The 23,109-nt window shown below is 41.1% G+C and carries 27 protein-coding genes, 2 pseudogenes and 1 riboswitch; of the genes and pseudogenes, 18 read left to right on the plus strand and 11 right to left on the minus strand.

From position 1 onward, the window contains the following. The 4 genes from BCAMP_RS08820 to BCAMP_RS12675 all read left to right on the plus strand — a co-directional run. Positions 1-412: LPXTG cell wall anchor domain-containing protein (locus tag BCAMP_RS08820; protein ID WP_035315050.1), on the plus strand; the 412-nt coding region annotated here is incomplete at its 5' end. A 182-nt stretch (positions 413-594) separates the two neighbouring features. Then, entirely contained in the window at positions 595-822 is a 228-nt protein-coding gene (locus tag BCAMP_RS12665) for a hypothetical protein (protein WP_156921200.1), read from the plus strand. Between the two features lie 16 nt (positions 823-838). Beyond that, positions 839-1,282, plus strand: a complete 444-nt coding sequence (locus BCAMP_RS12670; RefSeq protein WP_456297564.1) for a coiled-coil domain-containing protein — start codon at positions 839-841, stop codon at positions 1,280-1,282. Next, positions 1,230-1,883 (plus strand): M23 family metallopeptidase, encoded by a 654-nt coding sequence (locus BCAMP_RS12675; RefSeq protein WP_051456995.1) that lies wholly within the window; start codon positions 1,230-1,232, stop codon positions 1,881-1,883. The genes BCAMP_RS12670 and BCAMP_RS12675 overlap by 53 nt, the downstream gene beginning before the upstream one ends. Before the next feature lie 372 nt (positions 1,884-2,255). Here the strand turns inward: BCAMP_RS12675 and BCAMP_RS15095 are convergent. Together BCAMP_RS15095 and BCAMP_RS08830 are read right to left on the minus strand one after the other, a co-directional pair. Further along, a pseudogene (locus BCAMP_RS15095) lies at positions 2,256-2,453 on the minus strand (cation:proton antiporter domain-containing protein); the annotation flags it as partial. Positions 2,454-2,849: 396 nt separating this feature from the next. Next, positions 2,850-3,254 carry a cation:proton antiporter gene (locus tag BCAMP_RS08830; RefSeq protein WP_035315052.1) on the minus strand — a complete coding sequence of 135 codons (405 nt, stop codon included), beginning with the start codon at positions 3,252-3,254 and terminating at the stop codon, positions 2,850-2,852. Between the two features lie 315 nt (positions 3,255-3,569). Here BCAMP_RS08830 and brnQ point away from each other — a divergent pair, with 315 nt between their 5' ends. Then, entirely contained in the window at positions 3,570-4,910 is a 1,341-nt protein-coding gene (gene brnQ, locus BCAMP_RS08835; protein WP_035315054.1) for a branched-chain amino acid transport system II carrier protein, read from the plus strand. 206 nt (positions 4,911-5,116) lie between these two features. Continuing rightward, complete coding sequence (locus tag BCAMP_RS08840) at positions 5,117-5,809, plus strand: beta/alpha barrel domain-containing protein (RefSeq protein WP_035315056.1); 693 nt, start codon at positions 5,117-5,119, stop codon at positions 5,807-5,809. A 21-nt stretch (positions 5,810-5,830) separates the two neighbouring features. On the opposite strand, the gene BCAMP_RS08845 is transcribed toward BCAMP_RS08840, so the two are convergent. After that, positions 5,831-6,262 (minus strand): hypothetical protein, encoded by a 432-nt coding sequence (locus tag BCAMP_RS08845; RefSeq protein WP_035315057.1) that lies wholly within the window; start codon positions 6,260-6,262, stop codon positions 5,831-5,833. A gap of 22 nt (positions 6,263-6,284) precedes the next feature. After that, positions 6,285-6,887: an alpha/beta hydrolase gene (locus tag BCAMP_RS08850; RefSeq protein ID WP_035315059.1), complete on the minus strand. Its 603-nt coding sequence runs from the start codon at positions 6,885-6,887 to the stop codon at positions 6,285-6,287. Between the two features lie 160 nt (positions 6,888-7,047). On the opposite strand from BCAMP_RS08850, the gene BCAMP_RS08855 reads away from it, so the two are divergent. Both BCAMP_RS08855 and BCAMP_RS13570 read left to right on the plus strand, forming a co-directional pair. Further along, positions 7,048-7,305, plus strand: a complete 258-nt coding sequence (locus tag BCAMP_RS08855; RefSeq protein ID WP_035315060.1) for a GlsB/YeaQ/YmgE family stress response membrane protein — start codon at positions 7,048-7,050, stop codon at positions 7,303-7,305. A gap of 28 nt (positions 7,306-7,333) precedes the next feature. Beyond that, positions 7,334-7,432: riboswitch (SAM riboswitch) on the plus strand. A gap of 61 nt (positions 7,433-7,493) precedes the next feature. Further along, positions 7,494-7,652 (plus strand): hypothetical protein, encoded by a 159-nt coding sequence (locus tag BCAMP_RS13570; RefSeq protein WP_156921201.1) that lies wholly within the window; start codon positions 7,494-7,496, stop codon positions 7,650-7,652. A 3-nt stretch (positions 7,653-7,655) separates the two neighbouring features. Here BCAMP_RS13570 and BCAMP_RS08860 read toward each other — a convergent pair whose 3' ends face one another. Further along, the gene (locus BCAMP_RS08860; protein ID WP_035315062.1) at positions 7,656-8,777 is read right to left on the minus strand and encodes an aminotransferase; all 1,122 of its coding nucleotides are present in this window, start codon (positions 8,775-8,777) and stop codon (positions 7,656-7,658) included. Between the two features lie 67 nt (positions 8,778-8,844). Then, positions 8,845-9,384: a folate family ECF transporter S component gene (locus BCAMP_RS08865; protein ID WP_051456996.1), complete on the minus strand. Its 540-nt coding sequence runs from the start codon at positions 9,382-9,384 to the stop codon at positions 8,845-8,847. A gap of 173 nt (positions 9,385-9,557) precedes the next feature. On the opposite strand from BCAMP_RS08865, the gene BCAMP_RS14770 reads away from it, so the two are divergent. The 5 genes and pseudogenes from BCAMP_RS14770 to BCAMP_RS08880 all read left to right on the plus strand — a co-directional run bounded on the left by BCAMP_RS14770 (position 9,558) and on the right by BCAMP_RS08880 (position 13,300). Beyond that, on the plus strand, positions 9,558-9,692 hold the full coding sequence (locus BCAMP_RS14770; RefSeq protein ID WP_269479284.1) for a hypothetical protein: 135 nt from the start codon (positions 9,558-9,560) through the stop codon (positions 9,690-9,692). Between the two features lie 85 nt (positions 9,693-9,777). Continuing rightward, entirely contained in the window at positions 9,778-11,208 is a 1,431-nt protein-coding gene (locus tag BCAMP_RS08870) for an ABC1 kinase family protein (protein ID WP_035315063.1), read from the plus strand. 292 nt (positions 11,209-11,500) lie between these two features. Continuing rightward, entirely contained in the window at positions 11,501-11,770 is a 270-nt protein-coding gene (rpsN, locus tag BCAMP_RS13180) for a 30S ribosomal protein S14 (RefSeq protein ID WP_084038741.1), read from the plus strand. 20 nt (positions 11,771-11,790) lie between these two features. Further along, a pseudogene (locus BCAMP_RS08875) lies at positions 11,791-12,785 on the plus strand (metal ABC transporter substrate-binding protein). A 218-nt stretch (positions 12,786-13,003) separates the two neighbouring features. Beyond that, positions 13,004-13,300, plus strand: a complete 297-nt coding sequence (locus tag BCAMP_RS08880; protein ID WP_035315064.1) for an ArsR/SmtB family transcription factor — start codon at positions 13,004-13,006, stop codon at positions 13,298-13,300. 376 nt (positions 13,301-13,676) lie between these two features. On the opposite strand, the gene BCAMP_RS08885 is transcribed toward BCAMP_RS08880, so the two are convergent. The 5 genes from BCAMP_RS08885 to BCAMP_RS08905 are packed head-to-tail and all read right to left on the minus strand — an operon-like array spanning position 13,677 to position 18,265. Beyond that, entirely contained in the window at positions 13,677-14,756 is a 1,080-nt protein-coding gene (locus tag BCAMP_RS08885; RefSeq protein ID WP_035315066.1) for a phosphomevalonate kinase, read from the minus strand. Then, positions 14,749-15,717 carry a diphosphomevalonate decarboxylase gene (gene mvaD, locus BCAMP_RS08890; RefSeq protein WP_035315067.1) on the minus strand — a complete coding sequence of 323 codons (969 nt, stop codon included), beginning with the start codon at positions 15,715-15,717 and terminating at the stop codon, positions 14,749-14,751. Before mvaD ends, BCAMP_RS08885 begins: the two co-directional genes overlap by 8 nt. A gap of 4 nt (positions 15,718-15,721) precedes the next feature. Beyond that, entirely contained in the window at positions 15,722-16,651 is a 930-nt protein-coding gene (gene mvk, locus BCAMP_RS08895; RefSeq protein ID WP_035315069.1) for a mevalonate kinase, read from the minus strand. Positions 16,652-16,667: 16 nt separating this feature from the next. After that, entirely contained in the window at positions 16,668-18,023 is a 1,356-nt protein-coding gene (locus BCAMP_RS08900) for a tripartite tricarboxylate transporter permease (RefSeq protein ID WP_084038743.1), read from the minus strand. Further along, positions 18,020-18,265: a hypothetical protein gene (locus tag BCAMP_RS08905; RefSeq protein ID WP_035315071.1), complete on the minus strand. Its 246-nt coding sequence runs from the start codon at positions 18,263-18,265 to the stop codon at positions 18,020-18,022. The genes BCAMP_RS08900 and BCAMP_RS08905 overlap by 4 nt, the downstream gene beginning before the upstream one ends. A gap of 289 nt (positions 18,266-18,554) precedes the next feature. Here BCAMP_RS08905 and BCAMP_RS08910 point away from each other — a divergent pair, with 289 nt between their 5' ends. The 5 genes from BCAMP_RS08910 (at position 18,555) to yycF (ending at position 23,105) form a co-directional block, all read left to right on the plus strand. Next, positions 18,555-19,511, plus strand: coding sequence for an ABC transporter permease (locus BCAMP_RS08910; RefSeq protein ID WP_035315072.1), 957 nt, complete (start codon positions 18,555-18,557; stop codon positions 19,509-19,511). Continuing rightward, positions 19,498-20,448 (plus strand): iron chelate uptake ABC transporter family permease subunit, encoded by a 951-nt coding sequence (locus BCAMP_RS08915; RefSeq protein WP_269479285.1) that lies wholly within the window; start codon positions 19,498-19,500, stop codon positions 20,446-20,448. Before BCAMP_RS08910 ends, BCAMP_RS08915 begins: the two co-directional genes overlap by 14 nt. After that, positions 20,448-21,209: an iron ABC transporter ATP-binding protein gene (locus BCAMP_RS08920; protein WP_035315074.1), complete on the plus strand. Its 762-nt coding sequence runs from the start codon at positions 20,448-20,450 to the stop codon at positions 21,207-21,209. The genes BCAMP_RS08915 and BCAMP_RS08920 overlap by 1 nt, the downstream gene beginning before the upstream one ends. A gap of 21 nt (positions 21,210-21,230) precedes the next feature. Further along, a complete protein-coding gene (locus tag BCAMP_RS08925; protein ID WP_035315076.1) occupies positions 21,231-22,169 on the plus strand; it encodes a siderophore ABC transporter substrate-binding protein in 939 nt (312 codons plus the stop codon). A gap of 225 nt (positions 22,170-22,394) precedes the next feature. Then, positions 22,395-23,105, plus strand: a complete 711-nt coding sequence (gene yycF, locus BCAMP_RS08930; RefSeq protein WP_035315077.1) for a response regulator YycF — start codon at positions 22,395-22,397, stop codon at positions 23,103-23,105. The last annotated feature ends 4 nt before the right edge of the window (positions 23,106-23,109 follow it).

The raw sequence follows: 23,109 nt of genomic DNA on the forward strand, positions 1-23,109 counted from the left end.
GAAACAAGCGAACACCAGAACAAGCGAAACACCAGAAACAAGCGAAACACCAGAAACAAGCGAAACACCAGAAACAAGCGAAACACCAGAGACAAGTGAAACACCAGAAACAAGCGAAACACCAGAAACAAGTGAAACACCAGAAGTAAACGAATTACCAGTCATGGTTGATAACAATCAGCCTGAGAGAGAAGAAACAATTCTTTTACCGTTGATACCATCAAATGACGTATTACTTACAGGTAAGCAACAAGACGGAGTGACAGTATATACCCCCGCCAAAGCGACAACACAAGAAACTGACCAAGTGACTTTACCAAGTACAGGTGAAGAAACGGATAAAGGTTTGATAGCGCTTGGTATGTTAATGATGTTATTCAGCATGATAACGTTACGAAAAACAAGGATTTAATGTTTTTTAAGTAGTAAACCTTATTGGTTTACTACTTTTTTTTTGTAGTAAAAGGAGGTTGTTTTTATTATTGAAATAAGGAATTAGTAATGGTATTGTTATCCGATTGTAACATTGAAGGAGGTTAGATATGTTACACTAATAAAGCTATATTGATAAATAAAGGGAGTGTCGAATCGAAAATGCTTAAAAAATTTATTACAGGTACACTAATTATCGGATTGACTGTTCCTTTAGGATTAAACAGTGTTCATGCAGATACTTATAGTGATCAAATTGAAAATATTGACATTCAAGCTAAAACAACCAAAGAACAATTAGTCGAGTTGACTGATAAAATAAAAGAAAATCAAGCTAATTCAAAAAAAATTGTTAAAAGAAATAAAGAAGCAGCAACTTCAAGCCGATAAATTATCTAAGCGAAGCGTGCAGTTAGAAGATAAGATGGAAAAGCGTCGTGCAGTATTGGCGAAACAAGCACGAACATTGCAATCAAATGGTCAAACAGTAAACTATGTTGATTTTGTCTTAAATGCGGAATCAGTAACCGATGCGATTGCACGTGTTAATGTTGTCACACGTTTAGTAACAGCTAATCGCGAGATGTTCAATTCGCAAAAAGAAGATAAAGAACGCGTTGATCGAGCCGAGGTCAAAGCTAAAAACATAATGAATAGACAACGTGAAAATATCGTTGCGATTGAACAAAATGCCATTGATTTAAAAGAACAAGAAGCAACGAAAACTGCTGTTATTGCGCGATTAGCGACAGAAAAAACGACGATTCAAACGAAGAAAGAAGTCGAACTAGTGAGAGTTGCCGCAGAAAAAGCTGAAGCAGCCGCAAAAAAAAGCTTCTGCTGCAGCTGAAAAACAACGAAAACTAGCAGCGAAAGCAACAAAAAGAACAACTGAAGATATTGTGAAATCATCTGAAAAAACAGTGGCACACATTGATAAGGTAAGTGAAACAACAGCCTCGTCAACAGAAAAAGAAAACGTTATCGTTGCAGATAAAGAAACTGAGGCTTCTGAGTTAGAAGAAGTAAAACCACCGGCTCAAACAGGAAGTGGCTACATTCGACCAACTTTGGCACCAATTACATCACATTACGGCGCTCGTGAAGGTCTTGATGCAAGTGGTTTCCATAAAGGCACCGATTTTGGTGGTGCGCCAGGTTCGCCTATTTATGCATCCAAAAGTGGGACTGTTGTGATTGCTCAAAATGATGGTGCGCCAGTTAGTGGTTATGGGATGGCGACATTAATTCAACATGAAGATGGCAACTATACTTTATATGCTCATCAATCATCGCAATCGGTTCATGTGGGTGATAAAGTATCCCAAGGTCAAGTGATTGGCGGAATGGGATCAACGGGGCAGTCAACGGGAACTCACCTCCATTTTGAAATTCGAACTTCGATGTATGGTGGAGAAGGTAACTTGTTGAATCCGGAACTTTTCTTCTAAGTAAATAAAAAACCAAAATGCTAAGTGCATTTTGGTTTTTTATTTGTGGAAATGGACAAGAGCCACTCTTCAATGTCAGAGTGGCTCTTTAATAGGTAATATAATGTTAATTTAATATTAAGTGACCGTTCATTGGGTCGAAGTTTAATTATCATATAAACAGACGCATCTGTTTAAGCCGCGGAATCATTCTCAACTTGTGCTTTCTAACTTAAGCAACGTAAACCCTGCCATCTTTTACGTCCTTGTGGCCCTATAGCCACGCCAGTGTGAAAAAGTATCTACAAAAACATCTAGTAGAATGCCGTACATTTCTATTACTATATAATAATAGTATAGCATTAATCTTGTTGGATAGCAAATTACTACTATTTACGGTCTTTTTTTAAGTGGTATATTTGAATGATTTGGTAATAAAAAAGGAGTTAGTACAGTGAAGAAAATGATTGAAACGTAATAGGTCTCTGGAAAAAGCGTCTGTTGTAAACCTAAGGCCGCTAAAATTAAGGCGATTTCACCACGAGACACCATTACTGTAGCAATTATAAGTGATGACTGTGGGTTGAATCCACATAATAAGCACCGATACCAGTACCGATTATATTAGTGAATACAGCCTAAGGCAAAGGATAATCGTCAGAAGTAAATGTTCTTTAATTTCTGTCAGTTGTAAGGATAAGACAATACTAGCAAAAAAGACCGGGATAATTAAAGTTTGTGCAAGCGGTTCACCTTTTTGTTGGAGAGCTTGCTTTAAAGTTGCTTTCCCTATGATCAACCTGGCGAATAAAGCGCTGATAAGGGCAACGCACAGAGAGGCTTCATGGATTTGTGTTTTGGCTAAGCCTTGCAATAATATGGGGATAAATAATCAACCGATAAAACAAAAGCAACTGAAAACAATAAATTTCCCAGGCAATATCGAGAGGCTTTCAATCTTGGTTGACAAAAAAACAATTAAAACGATTACGCTCTTTTTTGAACTGAAAAAAGTTTAGTTTTTTGACGGTTTGCACTTAAATGGTGCCCCGAGGTGGCAGTATATAACAAAGCGTGAAAGAAGGAATGTGCTGTTGTCCTCCCGGTCATAAATCCGATTAAGAAGCCTACTAAGATTGGGAAAACAACTCCGAAGATTGCAACCATTGTTGAAAGGTCTTTGTAATGATTCAACGCTTTTAAGTTTGTTTCGAGACCGACAGAAAACATCAAGAGAATGACACTAAGTGCGCTTAAAACGCTGACCAATTGAGATGGAGAAGGCAGTTGTAAGACAGCAGGTCCAATGAGGATTCCTGCCAACAATTCGCCGAGTACCGTCGGTTGGGAAATTTTAGTCGCGAAAAAACCAAATGATTTAGCGGCAATCAAGCTGATGACGAGTTTTAATAAAAGCTTGTGAGTCCGCTTTTAGTATGTATCAGTTTGATCTTACTGTTGACTTATCTAAATGTTCAGTCTATTATAACATGAAACGGATAGTTAGTTTTGAAAATCATTTTTTTCCATATACAGAGCAGAGAATGGTGAGCGACTTTATTCTATCGGTGCTATCATGTATACTATATGTGGTAGTTCATTATCCTTCACGCTTGAAAAATCAGACAATTCTAAATATTAGGATGAGATGGTTATAGTGAGTAATAATGACATCAATGAGCGTTAACAGCGTGAGGAGGAAAACGAATGGAAAAGAAAATTGGGTTTAGTGCCTATTTAGCGATTGGTTTAATGTTATTCGCATTATTTTTTGGAGCAGGAAATTTAATTTTCCCCGCATTTTTAGGTCAAGAAGCAGGTACACATTACTGGCCAGCAATTATTGGTTTTTTAATTACCGGTACAGGTCTTCCTTTTTTAGGTATTTTAGCAATCGGATTATCAGGTAAGGAGGATCTACAAAGCTTAGCGAGTCGTGTGCATCCTATTTATGGCCTGATTTTTACAGTAGTCCTTTATTTAACAATTGGACCATTTTTTGCACTTCCCCGTACGGGAACAGTATCGTTTGAAATTGGAGTGGCACCGTTTTTAAGTGAAGGTCACATGACAATCGGTTTAGCAATCTTTACAATTATCTTTTTTGGAGTCACTTTATTATTATCTTTGTCGCCATCGAAGATTGTTGATCGCGTTGGAAAATTATTAACGCCATTATTGCTCGTTGTTATTTTAGTACTTATTATTGCATCTCTTGTTAAGCCAATGGGAACAGCAGAAGCTGCCACTGGTAAGTATATAAGTGATTCATTTGTTAGCGGCTTTTTAGAAGGTTATATGACTATGGATGCTCTTGCAGCACTCGTGTTTGGGATTATTGTGGTCAATGCCGTGAAGGCTGTCGGTGCCAAATCGCGCAAACAAATCGCGATTATGTCAACGAAAACTGGCTTGATTGCGATTGTCTTACTGGCATTCATCTACGTCTTTATTGGTTTAATTGGGACGCAAAGTGTGGCGGAATTAGGTAGACAAGCCAACGGTAGCCCTGTTTTATCAGGAGCCGCACAGTTTTACTTTGGTAGTTTTGGTAAGATTTTATTGGCAGCCATCGTTTTCCTTGCTTGTTTAACAACAAGTATTGGACTCGTAACCGCTTGTGCGAGTTACTTCAATAAATTATTGCCGATGATTAATTACAAAGCGTTTGTGGTTATCTTCTCTGTCTTTGCAGGGTTAGTAGCTAATATTGGTTTAAGTAAAATCATTGCCTACTCAGTACCGGTGTTAATGGCGGTATACCCACTAACAGTTGTACTTGTTATTTTAACCTTCCTTAATGGTTTGTTTAAAGGACGTCGCGTTGTTTATGTCTCAACGATTTTATTTACAGCAGTTATATCAGTAACAGAATTTTTCAGAGCCTTAAATATTAATCTTGGTTTTATCGATAAATTCTTTGCTAATTATTTACCATTCTATGAAATCTCAATGGGATGGGTTGTGATGGGTGGTATAGGTCTTGTTGTCGGCTGGGTGATTGCTCTCATGACGAAACCGACGGTAACACCTGATTTAAACGATTAAAAAGTGTATTAATGAAAAACCTTTCATCTATTAAGGATGGAAGGTTTTTTATTTTTGGTGCAATTGTTGACAAATGAAGAGGATATTCGTTAAACTGAGCGAAACAAACTGTTTAACCGTTTACATCAATCGGTTAGTGGAACGTTGTTTACAGATAAGGGATTTTACGACACAGATGAGAATCTGTTGTAAGTGAGGGGAAAATAATGACAAATAAAAAAGAGCAGGTTATACCAGAGTTAACAAGTACATTACGCCAAGATATTATCCGTTTGCCGCTTGAAATCCAACAAGCAAGTGGCATTCGTATCTTTGGGAAATTGATAAAAGGGATTATCTTTAGTACCGATATTGCGATTATTAAAAATTGTAACGCGGATGCGGTAATTGCAATCTACCCATTCACGCCACATCCGACGATTATTGATGCCATCTGTCAAGTGGCCGATATCCCCGTGTTAGCAGGGATTGGCGGCGGTTTAACAAACGGTAAACGTTCGGTTAATATTGGCTTATCAGCAGAAGCTGAGGGCGCGATTGCCGCTGTCGTTAACGCACCGACACCTGATAAAACAATTAAACGGATTTTGGATTTCATTGATATTCCACTCGTTTTGACGATTGTATCAGAGCATACCGATGTACAGGCAAAGTTGGATTTAGGCATAAAGATTGTTAATGTGAGTGGTGGCGCTAAGACGGCTCAAATCGTCCGTCGTATTCGTCAACAATTCCCTGATTTACCAATTATTGCGACTGGAGGAAAAACACCAGAATCAATTGTTGAAACAATTGAAGCCGGTGCTAATGCTATTACATATACACCACCATCAAATGGTGAATTGTTTAAACGTAAGATGGAGTTATATCGTGAACAAGAGGAACAAAAACATCATTAAAATTGAAACACCCATCCGCTACTAAGGATGGGTGTTTTTTGATTTAGAGAATAAGAGTAAGCAGCCGATTCCACCGAGTAGGAGCGGGAAAACTAACGGGAAATCAACTAACTGGCCTAGCCATTTTTCCCGAAGGATGGCAAGATACAGCAACAACAGCAACAGCTGCTCTGTAAACTGTGTAAGCACAACCATGGCGATTGCCACTCCGATTAGTAGCAACACCCATTTGGTTTTTTGATACTGTTGGATAATTACAGCAGTCACGAGTAATAGACAAACAAGGAGCAAGGGTACAAAAAACGGTGAAGCACTGATCGGTGTCAAAAAAGTCGTTAGATAAGCTTGCAACAGCGTAATCGCCAGTAATGGATAGACGATTAAACCACTGAATAGAAAAATAGTTAGAAGAAACAATGTGAGAGTGAAGAGTCCTTTGATGAGCTGACGCAAAACCGAGCCACCTTTCTTACCATTAACGCAGTGAGGTGTACCAGCGTTTTGCTTCATTAACTTCGTCGGCAATGAGGCGGTGACCGAAATCGTGCCAAAAACCGGTAACCTCGCTATCACTCGTTTCGAAGATGGCAATTAACTCATCTGTCTCAGCCGGGGTACACATATTGTCGTTGCGCCCAGCACTAATGAAAATCGGCGTGTTTGTTAAGCGAGGATAGTGACTTTTACGCATAGGTACCATTGGATGTAAGAGCATCGCTCCGGCAAAGACATCGCCGTAGGTGAGCAAGAGGCTACCAGCAATGTTGGCTCCGTTTGAATAACCGATAAGGTAGCTATTGGCAACGTCAAAGTGATATGTAGTAGCAGCTTCGTTGATAAAGTTAAACAACTCGGTTGTACGGAAACGGAGATCTTCTTCGTCAAATAAACCTTCGGCGAGGCGTTTGAAAAAGCGTGGCAGTCCTTGTTCTAAAATATTGCCTTTAATGCCAAGAAGCGATGCGTGTGGATTGATTGCTTGCCCAATTTGGAGTAAATCTGCTTCGTCTCCTCCGGTACCATGTAATAAAATAAAGGTGGGTTCTTTTTCCGCCCCCGGTTGAAAAATATGTTTCATGTGGAACACGCCTTCTTTCTTTAAATAATGTTTTTAATTTAACATAGCATATTAGAAAATGCACAAAAAAAGATTGAATAAAAATGTTCACAAATTGGACAAAAATATGTTTTGTAGTAAAATAGAAGGGTAAAGTAAAGACAGAGATAAAGAGGAAGGGATGATTGAAATGACACTTTTAATTGGCGCAATTATTGGTTTAGTGGCCGGAGCAGTGATGTATCATAAAATTCCAGCGAGTTGGTTAACGAATGTGGTGGCTGGTTTAACCGGTGCGTTTGTCGGTGAAGGTTTGTTTGGCTACTGGGGTCCAATCATTGGTCAGACAATGGTGGTACCAACAATTATTGGCGCTTTGTTCTTCGTTGTGTTACTATCGTTCTTATTAACAATGACCTCACGACGTAACTACATTTAGGTCGACTGAGTACAACTAACAATTGCATAACTTATCAAGAGAGATGGAGGGTATGGCCCGATGAAGTCTCAGCAACCGGCAAATGCACGGTGCTAAATCCTACAAGCAAATGCTTGGCAGATGAGTAGACGAAAAACACCCTTCTGTGTAGCGAAGGGTGTTTTTTGTTTTAAGAGGGAGGGATAAACATGGGGACTACATTTAAACAAGCAAGTGAAGAAGCAGTGACCTTAGGTGTTATTTTAGCTGAATCAAAGCGTCGTGAAGCTAGTCGAATCGAGCGAAAAATTGTAGCACTTTATGCTGAAATAGCAAAACTTGAACAAGTTTTACAGCAACAAGGCTAACGATTAGTCGAATTGGCGTAAAAAACGACTGAAACGTGCTAATCCTTCTTCTAAGGTAGCGAAGTCGTTCGCGTAACCGATTCTTAAACCGCCCTCACAGCCCATCACAGAGCCTGGAACTAAAAAGACACCAGTCTCTGTTTGTAATTGGCGGCAAAGCGTTGTGGAGGCGATAGGCATGTCATAATGGAGGAGTGCAATCGGACCAGATTTGGGTTGCACATAAGAGATGTGTGGTTCATGCGTGACCCAGTCTGCCAAATAGTGGCTGTTTTTTTTAACAATTGCTAAATTACGGGCAATGATTTTATCTTTGTTTTGTAAGGCAAGCGTTGCTAAATAGTCGTCAATCATACCACAACTAATCGTGCTGTAATCACGGTGGTTGTTCAATTCCGGTACGAGCGTAAGTGGACTAATTATCCAACCGATACGAAGCCCAGGTAATGAAAAAGTTTTTGACATGCTACTTGTGCTAATACCTTTTTCGTATAGATCAGAAATGGAAGGTGTGAAGTTCGCGCCCGTTAAGGTTAGGCCACGATATACCTCATCAGCTAAAATATAGGCGTCGTATTTACGAGCCAACGCGATTAACTCCAGTAGTTGTGCTTCGTCCATTAAAGCGCCAGTGGGATTGTTCGGATTGTTAATCGCAATCAGTTTCGTTGCGGGTGTTAATAAGTGTTCGAGCGCCACTAAATCGGGTGCATAATTTTGTTCAGGTGTCAGTGGTAAAAAATCGACAATTGCACCATAAGATTGTGGCAGCGAGTAATGTTGCTGGTAGTTGGGCATGACAGAGACAATGTGATCGCCTGGTTCAATCAATGTTTCAAGCACAAGATGATTCGCGCCGATACCTCCGTGTTCAAGCGTAATTTGTTCGGGCTGAACATTGGTGTAAAGTTTTGCGATTTCATTGCGCAAAGCCGTACTGCCAAAAATATCACCATAAGTGAGTTTCATTTTTAAGATTGTTTCAATCGCTTCCGTCTTATTCCCAGCTAAATCGAGTAATTCTTCAGTTGTTAAAGCTTCAACACAAGATTCCGCAATGTTGATTTCGCACTGTGTCTCATAAACATTCATCCAATCTTCGACTCCAAAACGTTCTAATTTCATAATTAGCTCCCGTAAAATGTATTTTATACATACATTTTACATTTTTATGCACTGCAAGTAAACTGTTTTATCGTTTGAAGTGGGGAGTCGTTAAGCGAGTGAGTAAGGTGGTGATGGTTTTGTTTCGTAAAAAGAAAAGACTGACAATAATTGCAATGACAAGTACAACCATATTTTTAACAAAACGAATGGGGAATAAGGCTAAGGCAGCTTTATCAAGTACGATAGAAAGCCAATACGTATTGAGGACAGAATTGAGGAAGACAAAGACGAGGACATGTGAAATAATAATACGCCATAATTGCTTCGGTTTATTATATAAAAAGAGACTGTAGACAAAACCGCTTAGAAACGTTGTGAGTGGATACCCCGGAAAAAAGGCGACGCCTTTTGAATAGAGTAAAACACCAACAGTATCTGCGAGTGCGCAGGCAATGCCGGCAATAAGTGGGGGGAAATAAGCACCGATTAAGATTAATGGTAAAAAAACAAAACTAACACGGATAAAATCTAATTCAAGTGCTAAGAATCGTGAAAAAATAATCTGTAACGCAATTAAAAGTGCAAGTAAAACGAGCCGTTGAGTCGTAAAGCGATATTTTGTCATAATAGACCTCCTCAGGGTAATTTGAATTTGTTAGTACGGCTTAAATATAACAAAATGTTGTCAGATGGTCATGTCATTTTTTTCAGATAGAGGGACATCATGTGACCGTTTGTTGTTGAATGGGGTATGATAAGAGGAGTAGAAAGCGTGAGAAAAGAAGAGAAGGTGTGAGCATGGTAAAATTACGACCGTTGTTACGTGGGCCTGAAATCATTGCAGTGTTTGCCAAACATGGCTGTGCAAGCTACTTGCAACAGCTAGGGTTGATTAAACGTTCGAGTAAAAAAAACAACAAAAGCAATCAATAAAAGTGTTGCGTTTACTGCTGCCTTAGAAGAATTAGGGCCAACCTTTGTTAAGCTCGGTCAGTTTTTGTCGACTCGTTCGGAGCAATTGCCAGCACCCTTAATTCATGAATTGAAAAAACTGCAAAAAAACGTCACACCGATAGCATTTTCTGAGATTAAGCCTTTGATTAATAAAAGTGTTGGTGGCGACTATATGCGTTTATTTAGTGAAATTGAACCAACACCGTTGGGTGCCGCATCGATTGGTCAGGTGCATGGGGCGCGTTTAAAAGACGGAACAGCTGTCGCTTTAAAAGTGCGACGACCGCAGATTGAGCGACAAGTAAGGCATGACATTGAAACGTTAACAGAACTCGCACGGATTGCTGAAAAGAATTCCCGTTATGCACGTGAACTACAAGTGTCTGCCCTTGTACGTGATTTTTCGCGCAGTTTAATGACAGAGCTTGATTTTAAACATGAGGCGCAGGTGATGACAACAATGCGTGAAAATAATCATCACCCCCAATTGTATATTCCAGCAGTGGCGGTACAACACGCGACTTCCGACTTACTTATTCAAGAACGGATTGAAGGGGAGGAGCTAAGCTCGGAGACGCTCTCTAGTTTGAGTACGGCTGAAAAAGAACAGCTATCAACCACAATTTGTGAAGCGTTAACGATGCAATTGTTTGAGCATGGTTTATTTCATGCTGATCCGCATCCAGGTAATTTTAAACTGCTTGCAAACAATGTGTTAGGAATGCTTGATTTTGGTAATGTTGGTCAACTGAATGAGCGTCTCAACCGTCTCTTGATGGATCTAATTATCGCAGCCTCCAACCGTGATGCCGTTAGTTTTTCGTTTGCGATGATGAGCTTAGATGCAAGCAAAACGATTAATCGCCACGCCTTTGAAAAAGATATTGAACGGATGATGGCCCGCTATTTACAAGTCGATATGAGTCAGTTGAATTACGGTTTGTTGATTCAAGATGTGCTCCAAATTGCGCGTTCTTACACAATTGAAATTCCCTTTGAGTTTTTGCAAATAGGGCAGGCAGTCTTAAAATTACAAGACACCTTAACAATGTTAACGCCTGACTTAAATATGTCCTTAATTATTCGCAAAACGATTCCAATTGTCGTTAAACAACAATTTAACCCTACGAAAATGACTAAGAGAATGAAAAGTAATGGACATCTGCTATGGCAAGCTGCGCGTAAACTACCAGTGGTTATCAATGAAGTTATCAATCAATTTCAAGAAGGTAAGCCGAGCGTTAAGATGGAAATGAATATGGATGACCACTTGCTACAGCGCGTTGAAAAAATCGCCTACATGCTAATTTTCGGTATTGCGCTGTTGGCATTTAGTATTTTGACAGCGGGACTTTTCATTGGTTTTACGAGTGCAGCCGGTTCAATCGCCTTTAACAACAGTATTTTTCAAACGATGGCGATTACAGCGATGGCGATTGTGGTGTTATTTATGACGATGCTTGTATGGTTGATTCAACGCATTCGAAAAAAATGATGGCAATGAGCCTTTAATAGGAACGATCTTTCTTGCAAACAGTCTTTGTTAAGGCCGTTTGTGAGTTTTTTGTTCATCAGTGAGTAGCTAAAATAGACGTAAAGATATAGAGCGGATAGCTGAGTATTGAAACAGGAGCAATTCAGTTGTTGCCTTTTAGAAATTAATACGTTATACTTTAAAACGTAACCATTACGATTTACAGAAGAAGGCGTTAACAAAAGGTGGAAAAGTTAAGTTCCAGACTGTAAAACGTAATCGTTTTGATTTATAATAAAAGGAGTGGTTTATTATCGCAACAAAAGCGAAGCTAACTAAAGCCGCAAAACAAGCTGAACTCATCTCACGTTATGCAGCACAGCGACAGATTTTAAAAGAACGTAACGATTATGAGGGGCTAAGAAAGCTGCCCCGGGATGCTTCACCTGTCCGTTATAAAAAACGCTGTCGGGTGACGGGGCGACCTCGTGGCTATATGAATGACTTTGCAATGTCACGCATCACATTCAGAACGTTAGCGCATCAGGGACAAATACCTGGTATCACAAAAGCAAGTTGGTAATTAATTGAGGAGGTAAAAAAATGAAACAAAAGCAAACGACGTTGTTAGCTATCATCGTTACAGTTGTATTAATATTAGCAGGATGTGGAACAACGAACGAAGCAACAACGAACAGTAAATTAAAAGTGGTAACGACCTTTTATCCGATGTATGATTTCACAAAGCAAGTTGTTGGTGCTAAAGGTGAAGTGAGTCTTTTAATCGAAGCGGGTGTGGAGCCGCATGATTATGAACCGTCAGCTAAAGATATTGCAACCATCACGGAAGCTGATGTTTTTGTCTATAATAGTGCGTACTTTGAAACGTGGGTACCAAAAGTAATCGAAAACATCGATACGACTAAGACAACTGTGATTGATGCAAGTAAGGGGATTACGCTCAAAGATTTTACTGCTGCAGAAGAAGCGGCACATAGTCACGAGCACGCAGATGAAGAAGCGCACGACCATGAAGATGGAGAAACACATGACCATAAGGCAGAAACAGATGCGGATAAAAATCCTCATGTGTGGTTGGATCCAGTGTTAGCACAACAACAAGTTAAAACGATTGCTGAGGGAATTGCTCAACACGATGAAAAAAAACAGCAACAACTTATCAAGAGAATGCCGAGACATACCAACAAAAATTGGCAATACTAGATCAACAGTATACAGATGCGTTTGCTCATGTATCGCAAAAAACATTTGTAACATCCCATGCCGCCTTTGGTTATTTAGCTAATCGTTATGGAATTAAGCAATTGCCGATTGCAGGTTTATCACCCGATGCTGAACCATCGCCAAAGGAAATGGCCAAAATCAAAACCTTTGTTAAAGCGAACAAAATCAACATTATTTATTTTGAAGCCTTAACATCACCGAAATTGGCTGAAACATTGGCGACCGAAACAGGTGCGAAGACAGTTGAACTAAGTCCGCTTGAAGGGTTAAGCGAGGAACAACAAGCGTCTGATTTGGATTACATTAAAGTGATGGAGAACAACCTCACAGCTTTACAAAAAAGCATTAAATAGGGCAAATAAAAGTGAAAGTAATTAATTTCATTTTCGTTCTAGTATGAACGACGAGCGAGTGACGGTGCACGTACTGATGGTATGTAATCCCGAGCGAGCAAGTCATAGCGACCTAGAACAGCGTTTATCTTCAGTCTCACTCACGCTTTATAAGCGTGAGTGTCTTTTACCTAATATCTGTATGAATTAACAGATAAACATAAAGGGGATGAGTTAGGGTGACAAGGGAACGATTAACAGAAACAACGGTTGAACAGGTAACAGGGTTATACAAGGCTTTAAGTGACCCGACACGTCTGAAAATATTACTTGAAATCGCAGCTGGTGAAATCGCTGTTAATGAGATAGCGGCGGCGATAGAGGCTAAACAATCGACCGTATCACATCAGTTAAGGGTGTTGAAGCAGGCGAAGCTCGTTAAAACAAGACGAGAAGGAACCACGATTTATTACACACTTGATGATCCACACGTTATGATGATTTTGAAGCAAACGATTGCACATGTCACGCATTAATTGAGTGACTTATTTGATGATAGGCGACTGTTTAAGTGTCAGTTTAACATAAGTGTTGAGCAAGATAATGTTCTTAATTTTGCAGATTAACTTAGCAACAATGAAAGAGACCAAGATAATAAAAAATTGCAGATAGGATAAGAGGATGTTAGCGTCCATTGTAAAGCCTTCCTTGGTATATCAAGGGTAAAAAAGCGGTATCAGTTATATTTCTCTGTGAGTCATGTCTTACTATCCTCGCTTCACTGCGAAAAGTAACGCACTTATTAGTTGCGCAACCGCTTTGATTGGTTGCGAATTCGTGATGCCAGTGTTTTAACCCAGTACAAAAAAGACAACACCTTGCTGACTGAGCAGCAAGGTGTTGTCTTTTTTTTTAGATTGAGAGGCTCGTAATGACACTCACATGTCCTTCTTTAAAGAGTAACGGTTTGATACCGGCGTGTTGCCAGTGCGTATGCAATGCTTCGCATGCTGCTGTTGTCGGCATAAAGGCAATTCCGCAGTCACCACCGCCTGAGCCAGATGATTTAGCAACGCCGCCTGTTGCAAGGGCGATTTCACAAAGTTTTGTCAGCAACGGCGTTTCGATGGGAACACCTGCAGCTTCGCCTAATGTTTTTAATAAGTCGCGATTAGCAGAAATGGCTTCGTTTAACCCATGGTTATCGTCCGTTTCTAAGGCTTTTGTAAACTGTGTGACACAGGCGTCACTTTCAGTTAAAAAGGCTGTGAGACGTTGTGTAGAGCCGGCTAAGTACTCTTGAATCGAAGAAACTAAGCCTCTTGTGCCAGCGGGCGAACCGGTCCATCCGACGCAAAAGGGTAAGGTCGGCAAAGTCAAGGCTTCAATGTGAAGCAGTGGCCAAGGCTGTTGTGCTAAGTCACTAATAGATGTTGTATTCAACTGTTCAATTAACCAAGGTTGATCGAATGATGTATAACTTAACCAACCACCGTATGTACAGGCAGCGATATCACCACAAGACCCGTTGCCTTGGATGTGATAATGAGCGATTGCAGCCAGTTTGAAAATTAAGGTTTTTGAGGGAGCTTGCTTGAAATGTGTCAATAAGGCCGATACGACTGCCACTGTTACCGCCGCACTTGAGCCAAGACCGAATTTAGCCCCTTGAACGCTTGCAAGTTGACTATTAACGTTCATTGAAACAGGTGTCAGGGTGACGCCTCGTTCTTTTAAATACGTCGTCGTTGTATTAATAGCTTCTGCCACAAACCGCCATGTGGGACGAGGCATAACGAATTGACCGTTTACCGGCCAAGTAATGGCATGTTGGTCTAACGGGATATTAATGCTATTTTTATCATTATCTTTAATCGTAATCGTGATGTAACGATCTACGGTTGTTAAAATGGCTGAATGACCAGGATAAACAACGGCGTATTCGCCGGCAATATAAAGTTTGCCGGGTATTTTTAAGGTGTGTTTAGTCATGAGCAATCACCCGTGCTTTCGGACCAGGATGACAAATATAGACTTGGTCAGTATGCGATGCGAGCGCAGTCTGTACCTGCTGCTCATCTTTCGTTAAACAGAGCACTTTGACGTTGGGGCCGGCATCCATCGTAAAGTAGGCTTCGATACCGTTCTCACGTAAGGCATGAACCGTCTCCATAATAGCGAAAGAAGCTGGTTTTAAATAGCTAAATGGCGGTGTGGCTGCCATTGTAGTGGCATGCATACTGAGAGCGTTACGTTCAACCGTTTCACCGATAATCTTAAAATCATTGGCTTTAAACGCGTCTTGAATTGTTAACAAGTCTTTCTCTGCGGTAGCAGTCCACGCTTCAAAATAGGGCGAAGTTTCGACCGTTGATTGCATACCGAGACGACTATCAATCTTTTTAGGGCCGGCATCAACGACAGCGACTACCATTGCTAAATCGAGTTCAGTTGGTGCAACGACTGGGTAAGCGTAACTATCTATTCCTGTATCATCTGTGCCTTTTTGCCAGAGTGCAAAGTCACCGAAAATCGACCGTGAGGCAGACCCCGATCCAAGTCGCGCTAAGCGTGATAACGTCTCATCATCATCCTCACGACCAGCCGCTTTACTAGCAGCCAGTGCTAAGGCTGCAAAGGCGCTGGCAGACGAGGCTAAACCAGCAGCAGTTGGTACATGATTGGTTGAAGTGACATGTGCCTTTTCAGTCATGCCGAATTGTTGACGTAAAATCGTTAAGAACCGTGTCACTTTAGTATCCTCTATACGAGAACCGTTCAAAGTGAATTGATCAGTCATAAAAGCATCTGACCACTCAACCGTTGTTTCCGTATAAAATTGATCCAACGTCATTGAGAGACTACTATTCGCTGGTAATATAAGCGTCTTATCACGCTTTCCCCAATATTTAATTAAGGCGATATTGGTATGTGCAATCGCAGTTGCTTTCATTAAGTTACTCTCCTATCATAGATATCCATGTTTTCACGGCGCCGGCAGCTTCAAGCTGTTTTGTCATAGCGACTGCCTGCGTCTTATTCTTGCATAAGATTAGCACACAACCGCCACGACCGCCACCAGTAAGCTTGGCACCTAAGGCATCATGGGCTAGTGCACAATCAATTAAATTTTCGATTTCAGGACTGCTGACCGATAATTGTTTAAGTAATTGATGCGAGCGATTGAAGAGCCTCCCAACTGTTTCAAGACGACCTTCGTTCGTGATTTCCTTGCCTATTTCTCGGGAAATATCGCCTAATTGGGCAATACAGCCAGCAATCTCAGTGTTGTTTTTTTGATAAAGCGCGCGTACAGCGGCCACCGATGAACGTGTTTCGCTCGGTATCCCTGTATCTGCAACGACAAGTGGCAAGGTAACATTAAGTGATAATGATTGAACGCCTTTTTCTTTTTCAAACCAAGCGGCTTGTTCGTTAACAACGGTAATCGCATCGATACCACTTGGATTGCCGTGGGCGATGTCTTCTGAAAAATTAACGAACGGTAATACGCTATCTGAAATAACCGGTTGTTTTAAGTAAGCTAACAAAGCGCGTGTAATACTGGTGGCTACAACAGCACTTGAACCAAGTCCGCGTCCAACAGGTACACTTGAGTCGATGTGAATCGCAAGCGCGTCCATACATTTATAGCGTTTTAAGACATAGGGTACCAAAGCTTTAATCGCTGTTAATTTTTCAGGTGCTTGCGCCAGTGGACCAGTGTAGTAGTCAGAGAACAATTCGTGTTGAGAACCTTCAATGCGTTTTAAAGTTGTAATGATGTGTGCTTGTTTAAAAGGAAACGAGATAGCGGGCTCGCCATAAACGACTGAATGTTCCCCACATAAGATGAATTTAGCAGATGCGATACCTTGAGTTGTCATATAATCAGCCCTTTCGTTAGAAGAATTTGCTTAAAAGCCAAGGTGCGGCATACATTGCCATAAACATTACACCATAATTGACACCTAAGCGAGAGATAGCCCCTGATACGATGGCAACAAGTAGAACGCCAAAGATGTTAATCCAGCCACCGTCCATGTAGGCAAGCATTGCTACAAGTGAGATGAAAAGCCCTAAAATTGCTTCGTGCGGAATATATTTAAAGACAAAGCGTGAAATATGGGTGGCATACTTCATCATCACGTAATACGTTAAGCCTAAACCGATGACAGAGCCAATTAAGGTTGCCCAAACAAAATCACCGTATGATAAGACATGGTGCATGTTATGGTCAGCGGTAAAGACAGGTGCGGCATTGAAAAGTGGGTTGGCAGGGCCAATTGCCACTGGTGATAACGGAATGCCTAAGGCGATTAACGGAATGAGAATCCCGGCGATATAAGTCGAGTGTGCTAAGCCATCCATGCTTGCTAGCGCCATTCGCGCTTTTATAAGCGGATCTTTAATACGATTAACGACAGCTTCACCGAATAAAATTGTCATACCAACCGGGCTCATAAAGAAGGTTAAAGAACCTGCTAATGATGAGGCGGCAGTTGCAACTGTTTCTTGTTTCGTTAACATTTTGAATGGGTTCGGAAAACCAGTCGTTTTTTCGGCCTGTGGAATGACGATGACACGCTTATCCTCGCGTTTGACAGTTGCTAAATGGTCTTTGTTTAAGAGTGATAGCATACTGAAAATCATTGGTCCAATCGTGATGCCGAGGAAAAAGGATAAGGACACAGTCGTTGTTTCAGGTACAGCGCCAATGCCCCAATAGAGATGGCGTAAGCCTTGGACTAGCATGGCGAAGGGAACGATGACGATAATTGAGATAATTTTATTACGACTCATTAAGGCTAAAAAGAGTGCCCCAAAAGAAAAAAGACAGGAGCTGAATAAGCGGCAATTACCTTCGATAACGGTGCTAAGACCGACGCTAAAATCAAACTGACGGGTACAGCAACAAGTGTACCGATGACAGCACCTGAGGCCATTTTTTTTAATACCAATAACACTTTGTCCGGCCTGTTTTAAAATCATTCCATAAGGAACCATCGGAGCGGCCATTACCCCGCCGGGAATACCGGCTACGGCAACAGGAATTGCATCGGTCAAGTTGAGTGTTACAACCGCTGAAATAAAGAAGGCGAGTACGACAATCGGATCAACACCGAGTAACACAAGTGCTAAGGTGACCGGTGCTAGGACGGCGGTTTCATCAGTTCCAGGTGCAATCCCAATGACAGTGTACAAGGCGGCAGCGCCTACAGCTGCAATGATCATTTCAATCACAAGTTGAACGGTCATTGATGATCACCGTCACTTTCTTCTTTGACGATGCGCTTCGGTTTAATGAGACAACTTGTTAAAATAAAACCAATGACAGCTCCACCTAAACCGAAAAACAACGGCAACGGCGCTTTATTCGGCGCGATAAAATAAGCGCCTAGTGTGAAAACAAGACAAATGGCAATTGAAAGCAGTAAATCTTTAATGTTCACGAGGTCCGCCCAAATCTCGACATTCGTCGATGTCTTTTTATTACTCACGTTATTGTTCCCCTTTTCTCTATATTCGTAACATTTTGTTACGGTCTGATTCATTGTTAACGAACAGACATACGGAAATATTATACCAATAAATTGAAGGTTATCAAAATGAATCTATAAAAAGAGTAAAAAACAGCGGCAAGCATGAATTTGATAGCGTTAACAAAATAGACACACTTTTCGGTAAAATGACGTCAAATAGGCAAGGTTACCTTAAAACTAATTGATAATGATTATCAATCATGATAGAGTAACGGTATGAAAACAGCAACTTGAAAGGGCGGACACCGTGAAAATTTGGCTATTACTTATTATCACAATTGGACTGAGTATCATCTCGTTAATGACGGGTGTGGAACACATCGCCTGGGGTGACATCTTCCATTTGAATCAGGCACAGCAACAAATTATGCTCATTTCACGTCTGCCCCGACTATTGGCGATTGTGATTGCGGGAGCCGGCATTAGCGTTTGCGGGATGATTATGCAACGTTTGACCCGTAATCGCTTCGTTTCACCTACGACAGCTGGCACGATGGATGCTGCTCGACTCGGTGTACTCGTCGCGATGATGGTTTTTCCAGCAGCTAGCATGCTTGGGAAAATAACAGTTGCCTTTGTGTTTGCCTTAGCAGGCACCTTTGTTTTCATTCAATTGTTAAACCGGATTCCGTTGAAAGATCCCGTGCTCATCCCACTGATTGGTTTAATGTTCGGTGGGGTATTGAATGCTGTCACAACTTTCTTTGCCTATAAAAACAACCTCATTCAAAACATCAATTCATGGATGCAAGGTGATTTTTCGGCAGTTCTACGTGGACGGTATGAGTGGCTTTACGTGGCGATTCCACTATTTGTGCTGATTTATCTATTTGCCAATCGCATCACCTTGGCCGGGTTGGGTGACTCCGTTGCTGTTGGATTAGGGTTGAATTACCGTGCAACGGTGACGATTGGTTTAGTGATTGTATCGTTGATGAGCGCGGCGATTATCTTAACAGTCGGTTCGATTCCATTTCTTGGTTTAATTGTACCAAACATCGTCAGCCTTTATCTCGGCGATAACCTTCGGCAAAACTTACCATTAACAGCTTTGTTAGGTGCAGCCTTCGTGCTTGCCTGTGATATTCTCGGCCGAGTTGTGATTTATCCGTACGAAGTTTCAATCAGTTTAATGGTCGGTATGATTGGTAGCGTTATTTTTCTCTACCTCTTATTGAGGAGGGATGTACGTGGCAAAGCATAGCTGGCGTTTTACCGTGTTAATGTTGCTCGCCTGTGCGAGTATCGCCTTATTTATACTCTACCATCTTGGGGGCAGTTGGCAGTTCGCAGTGAGTACCCGTAGCGTTAAATTAGGCGCCTTACTACTAACTGCGATTGCTGTGGCAGTCTCAACCTTATTGTTTCAAACACTGACGCAAAATCGCATTTTAACCCCTAGTATTATGGGGCTTGATGCCTTATATATGCTCTTTCAAACCGCGTTAGTTTACTTTTTAGGGAGCAGCACGCAGTTGTTAGCCAGTAAAAACCTTAATTTCGTGGTGACATTGTTGTTGATGATGCTGTTCTCATTTTTGCTTTATTATGTTTTGTTCGGACGATTAAGTCAGTCTGTCTTTACGTTATTATTGTTTGGCATTATATTAGGAACCTTGTTTCAAAGTGGGGCCTCTTTTATGCAAATGTTAATTGATCCTGATGACTTTTTAATTGTTCAAGGCAAGATGTTTGCGAGTTTTACTGCTGTTAACGGAGATGTATTAGTAATTGCTACCGTGTTTACGGTGATAGCGTTACTGTATGTTATGTTCATCTACCGCCGTTTAGATGTGTTGCAATTAGGCAAGGACCAATGTGTTAATCTCGGCGTGTCGTATACAAAGATGGCACGACATATTTTATTGATTGTGGCGATTCTTATTTCGACATCGACCGCCTTGGTCGGTCCGGTGAGTTTTCTAGGCTTACTCGTCGTTAATTTGTCCTATCAGTTTTTTTCAACACATCGACATGCAATCTTATTGCCAGGTGCGATTTTAATCGCAATCATTGCGCTCGTCCTGGGCCAATTTATCGTTGAACGCTTACTCACTTTTGCGACAACTTTGAGTGTCATTATCAATTTCATCGGCGGTAGTTACTTTATTTACCTGCTTGTGAAGAAAGGACGGAAGTAATGTTACAATCACTGGGAGTATCGAAGAAATATCAGCAAAAAATAATATTAGATGAGGTAACCTTGACGATTCCCTCACAACAGCTGACCGCTTTTATCGGAGCCAATGGGGCGGGGAAAAGCACCTTGTTGGGTATTATGAGCCGGCTTATTAGTAAAGAAGAGGGCAACGTTTTGATTGATGAACGAGATGTTACACAGTGGAAAAGTCGTGCTCTTGCGCAAAAATTGGCGATTTTAAAACAGAGCAATCACGTGAGTGCCCGTTTGAGCGTGGCCGACTTAGTCGCATTCGGCCGGTTTCCGTATTCGCAAGGACGATTGACGGCCGTCGACCAACAAAAAATCGACGAAGCATTAGCATACATGGAAATAACGTCCTTAAAGAATGCCTACCTTGACGAACTGTCAGGGGGTCAGCAACAACGGGTGTATATTGCAATGATTATTGCACAGGACACAGAATACGTCTTGCTCGATGAACCTTTGAATAATTTAGATATGAAACATGCCGTTCAGATGATGAAAATACTACGTCGGCTTGTGGATGAATTTGGTAAAACGATTGTGATTGTGTTGCACGACATTAATTTTGCATCGGCTTATGCCGATTACATGGTCGGCTTAAAAGATGGAAAAGTAGTGGCCCAAGGTGATACCGAATCGATGATGACGACCGAGATGCTCAAGTTAGTGTACGATATGCCGTTGGCAATTACTGAGGTCAACAGTTGTAAGTATTGCTTGTATTTTAAAGAATGACTATTATAAGGGGGAAGAAAAATGAAGAAAATGTTGATGATTATGGCAACGCTGATGTTGGTCTTATTAGTTGCCTGTAGCCCGAAAGAAGATGCGAAGAAGGATGACGTAAACAAAGCAGCAGCGGTGACGATTAAAACGACCAATGGTGATGTAAAAGTGCCAAAGAACCCTGAAAAAGTAATCGTGCTTGACTACGGTGTGCTTGATACAATGGACGCTTTAGGTGTGGGTGATACAGTTGTGGGGATGCCACGTGAAGGCGTACCGAGCTACTTGAAAAAATACGACACTGATAAAGTCGCTAATTTAGGTGGCTTAAAAGAAATCGACATCGAAAAAGTCAACGAATTAAAACCGGATTTAATCATTAGTTCAGGCCGCTTAGCTGAAATGAATGATAAATTGGGTGCAATCGCCCCCACAATTCAGTTATCCGTCGATACGACAGATTACTTAAACTCATTGACACAAAATACGACTGAATTAGCGAAAGTATTTAGTAAAGAAACAGCCGCTGAAACAGAACTTGGAGCAATTAATGAGAAAGTGAAAACATTTAAAGCCAAGGTACCTACTGATAAAACGGCCTTAATTATTTTAGCGAACGAAGGTAAGGCATCGGCTTATGGATCGCAGTCACGCTTTGGTCTCATCCATGATGTGCTGGGCTTTACACCAGCTGATAAAGAGCTGAAGGTGGCAACCCACGGACAAAGTGTTTCATTTGAATACATCAGCGAGAAAAACCCTGATTACTTATTCGTGGTTGACCGTAGCGCAGCGATTGGTGGCGAAGCCAGTGGCAAAAAAGTGGTCGAAAATGAACTGGTTGAAACGACAAATGCGTATAAAAACAAACACGTCGTTTACTTGAATCCCGAAGTTTGGTATTTAGGTGGCGGAGGGCTTGAATCTGTCAATGAAATGATTGATGAAGTTGGGGCAGTTATTAAGTAAGCGTCACTGTCAATCAGATGATGAGACGGTGTTTCAGCTATAAATTATTAAAAAGCAGCATGTGTTCCTGAATAAGGAGACGCCTGCTGTTTTTTTTGTGATAATGTAACGGAGCATGACTGCTAGTGATTTCGTGCGAGTGTCGTCTAAATCAGTTATAATGATTATATGATTAAAAAGATAACGTAGTAATCCGATAGATGAACCAAAGAGAGGGGATTGACCATGAGCGAGAAAAAAATACTTGTTGTTGATGATGAAAAGCCAATCGCAGACATCGTTGATTTTAATTTAACTAAAGAAGGTTATGAGGTTGAGGTTGCCTATGATGGGGATGAAGCGTTGGATAAAGTTGAGGCCTTTCAACCAGACCTTGTCTTACTCGATATCATGTTACCTGGCCGTGATGGGATGGAAGTGTGTCGAGAAATCCGCAAAAAATATGATATGCCGATTATTATGGTCACAGCAAAGGATTCCGAGTTCGATAAGGTATTAGGTCTTGAATTAGGCGCCGATGATTATGTAACGAAACCATTTAGTAACCGTGAATTAATTGCCCGTGTTAAAGCAAATTTACGCCGACGTTCGAATGCGGAAAATATCCAAAAGCAAGAAAAAATCACCGAGATAAAAATTGGTGCCTTAATTATTCATCCCGAAGCTTACGTCGCTTCGAAACGGGGACAACAAATTGATTTGACACATCGTGAGTTTGAACTGCTCCACTACTTGGCACAACATATTGGACAAGTGATGACGCGTGAAAACTTACTGCAAACCGTGTGGGGGTATGACTACTTTGGCGATGTTCGTACCGTGGATGTAACAGTGAGACGCTTGCGTGAAAAAATTGAAGATACACCAAGTCATCCAACGTGGCTCGTAACAAGACGTGGGGTAGGCTATTATTTACGTAACCCTGAACAGGAGTAGTGCG

Source organism: Brochothrix campestris FSL F6-1037 (assembly GCF_000525915.1).
GTDB lineage: Bacteria > Bacillota > Bacilli > Lactobacillales > Listeriaceae > Brochothrix > Brochothrix campestris.

Excerpts from the sequence above, each read along its gene's own strand:
- BCAMP_RS12665 (WP_156921200.1), top strand. The coding sequence starts at position 595 with ATGCTTAAAAAATTTATTACAGGTACACTAATTATCGGATTGACTGTT.
- brnQ (WP_035315054.1), top strand. The coding sequence starts at position 3,570 with ATGGAAAAGAAAATTGGGTTTAGTGCCTATTTAGCGATTGGTTTAATG.
- BCAMP_RS08840 (WP_035315056.1), top strand. The coding sequence starts at position 5,117 with ATGACAAATAAAAAAGAGCAGGTTATACCAGAGTTAACAAGTACATTA.
- BCAMP_RS08850 (WP_035315059.1), bottom strand. The coding sequence starts at position 6,887 with ATGAAACATATTTTTCAACCGGGGGCGGAAAAAGAACCCACCTTTATT.
- BCAMP_RS08855 (WP_035315060.1), top strand. The coding sequence starts at position 7,048 with ATGATTGAAATGACACTTTTAATTGGCGCAATTATTGGTTTAGTGGCC.
- BCAMP_RS13570 (WP_156921201.1), top strand. The coding sequence starts at position 7,494 with ATGGGGACTACATTTAAACAAGCAAGTGAAGAAGCAGTGACCTTAGGT.
- BCAMP_RS08860 (WP_035315062.1), bottom strand. The coding sequence starts at position 8,777 with ATGAAATTAGAACGTTTTGGAGTCGAAGATTGGATGAATGTTTATGAG.
- BCAMP_RS08865 (WP_051456996.1), bottom strand. The coding sequence starts at position 9,384 with ATGACAAAATATCGCTTTACGACTCAACGGCTCGTTTTACTTGCACTT.
- BCAMP_RS14770 (WP_269479284.1), top strand. The coding sequence starts at position 9,558 with ATGGTAAAATTACGACCGTTGTTACGTGGGCCTGAAATCATTGCAGTG.
- BCAMP_RS08885 (WP_035315066.1), bottom strand. The coding sequence starts at position 14,756 with ATGACTAAACACACCTTAAAAATACCCGGCAAACTTTATATTGCCGGC.
- mvaD (WP_035315067.1), bottom strand. The coding sequence starts at position 15,717 with ATGAAAGCAACTGCGATTGCACATACCAATATCGCCTTAATTAAATAT.
- mvk (WP_035315069.1), bottom strand. The coding sequence starts at position 16,651 with ATGACAACTCAAGGTATCGCATCTGCTAAATTCATCTTATGTGGGGAA.
- BCAMP_RS08900 (WP_084038743.1), bottom strand. The coding sequence starts at position 18,023 with ATGACCGTTCAACTTGTGATTGAAATGATCATTGCAGCTGTAGGCGCT.
- BCAMP_RS08920 (WP_035315074.1), top strand. The coding sequence starts at position 20,448 with ATGTTACAATCACTGGGAGTATCGAAGAAATATCAGCAAAAAATAATA.
- BCAMP_RS08925 (WP_035315076.1), top strand. The coding sequence starts at position 21,231 with ATGAAGAAAATGTTGATGATTATGGCAACGCTGATGTTGGTCTTATTA.
- yycF (WP_035315077.1), top strand. The coding sequence starts at position 22,395 with ATGAGCGAGAAAAAAATACTTGTTGTTGATGATGAAAAGCCAATCGCA.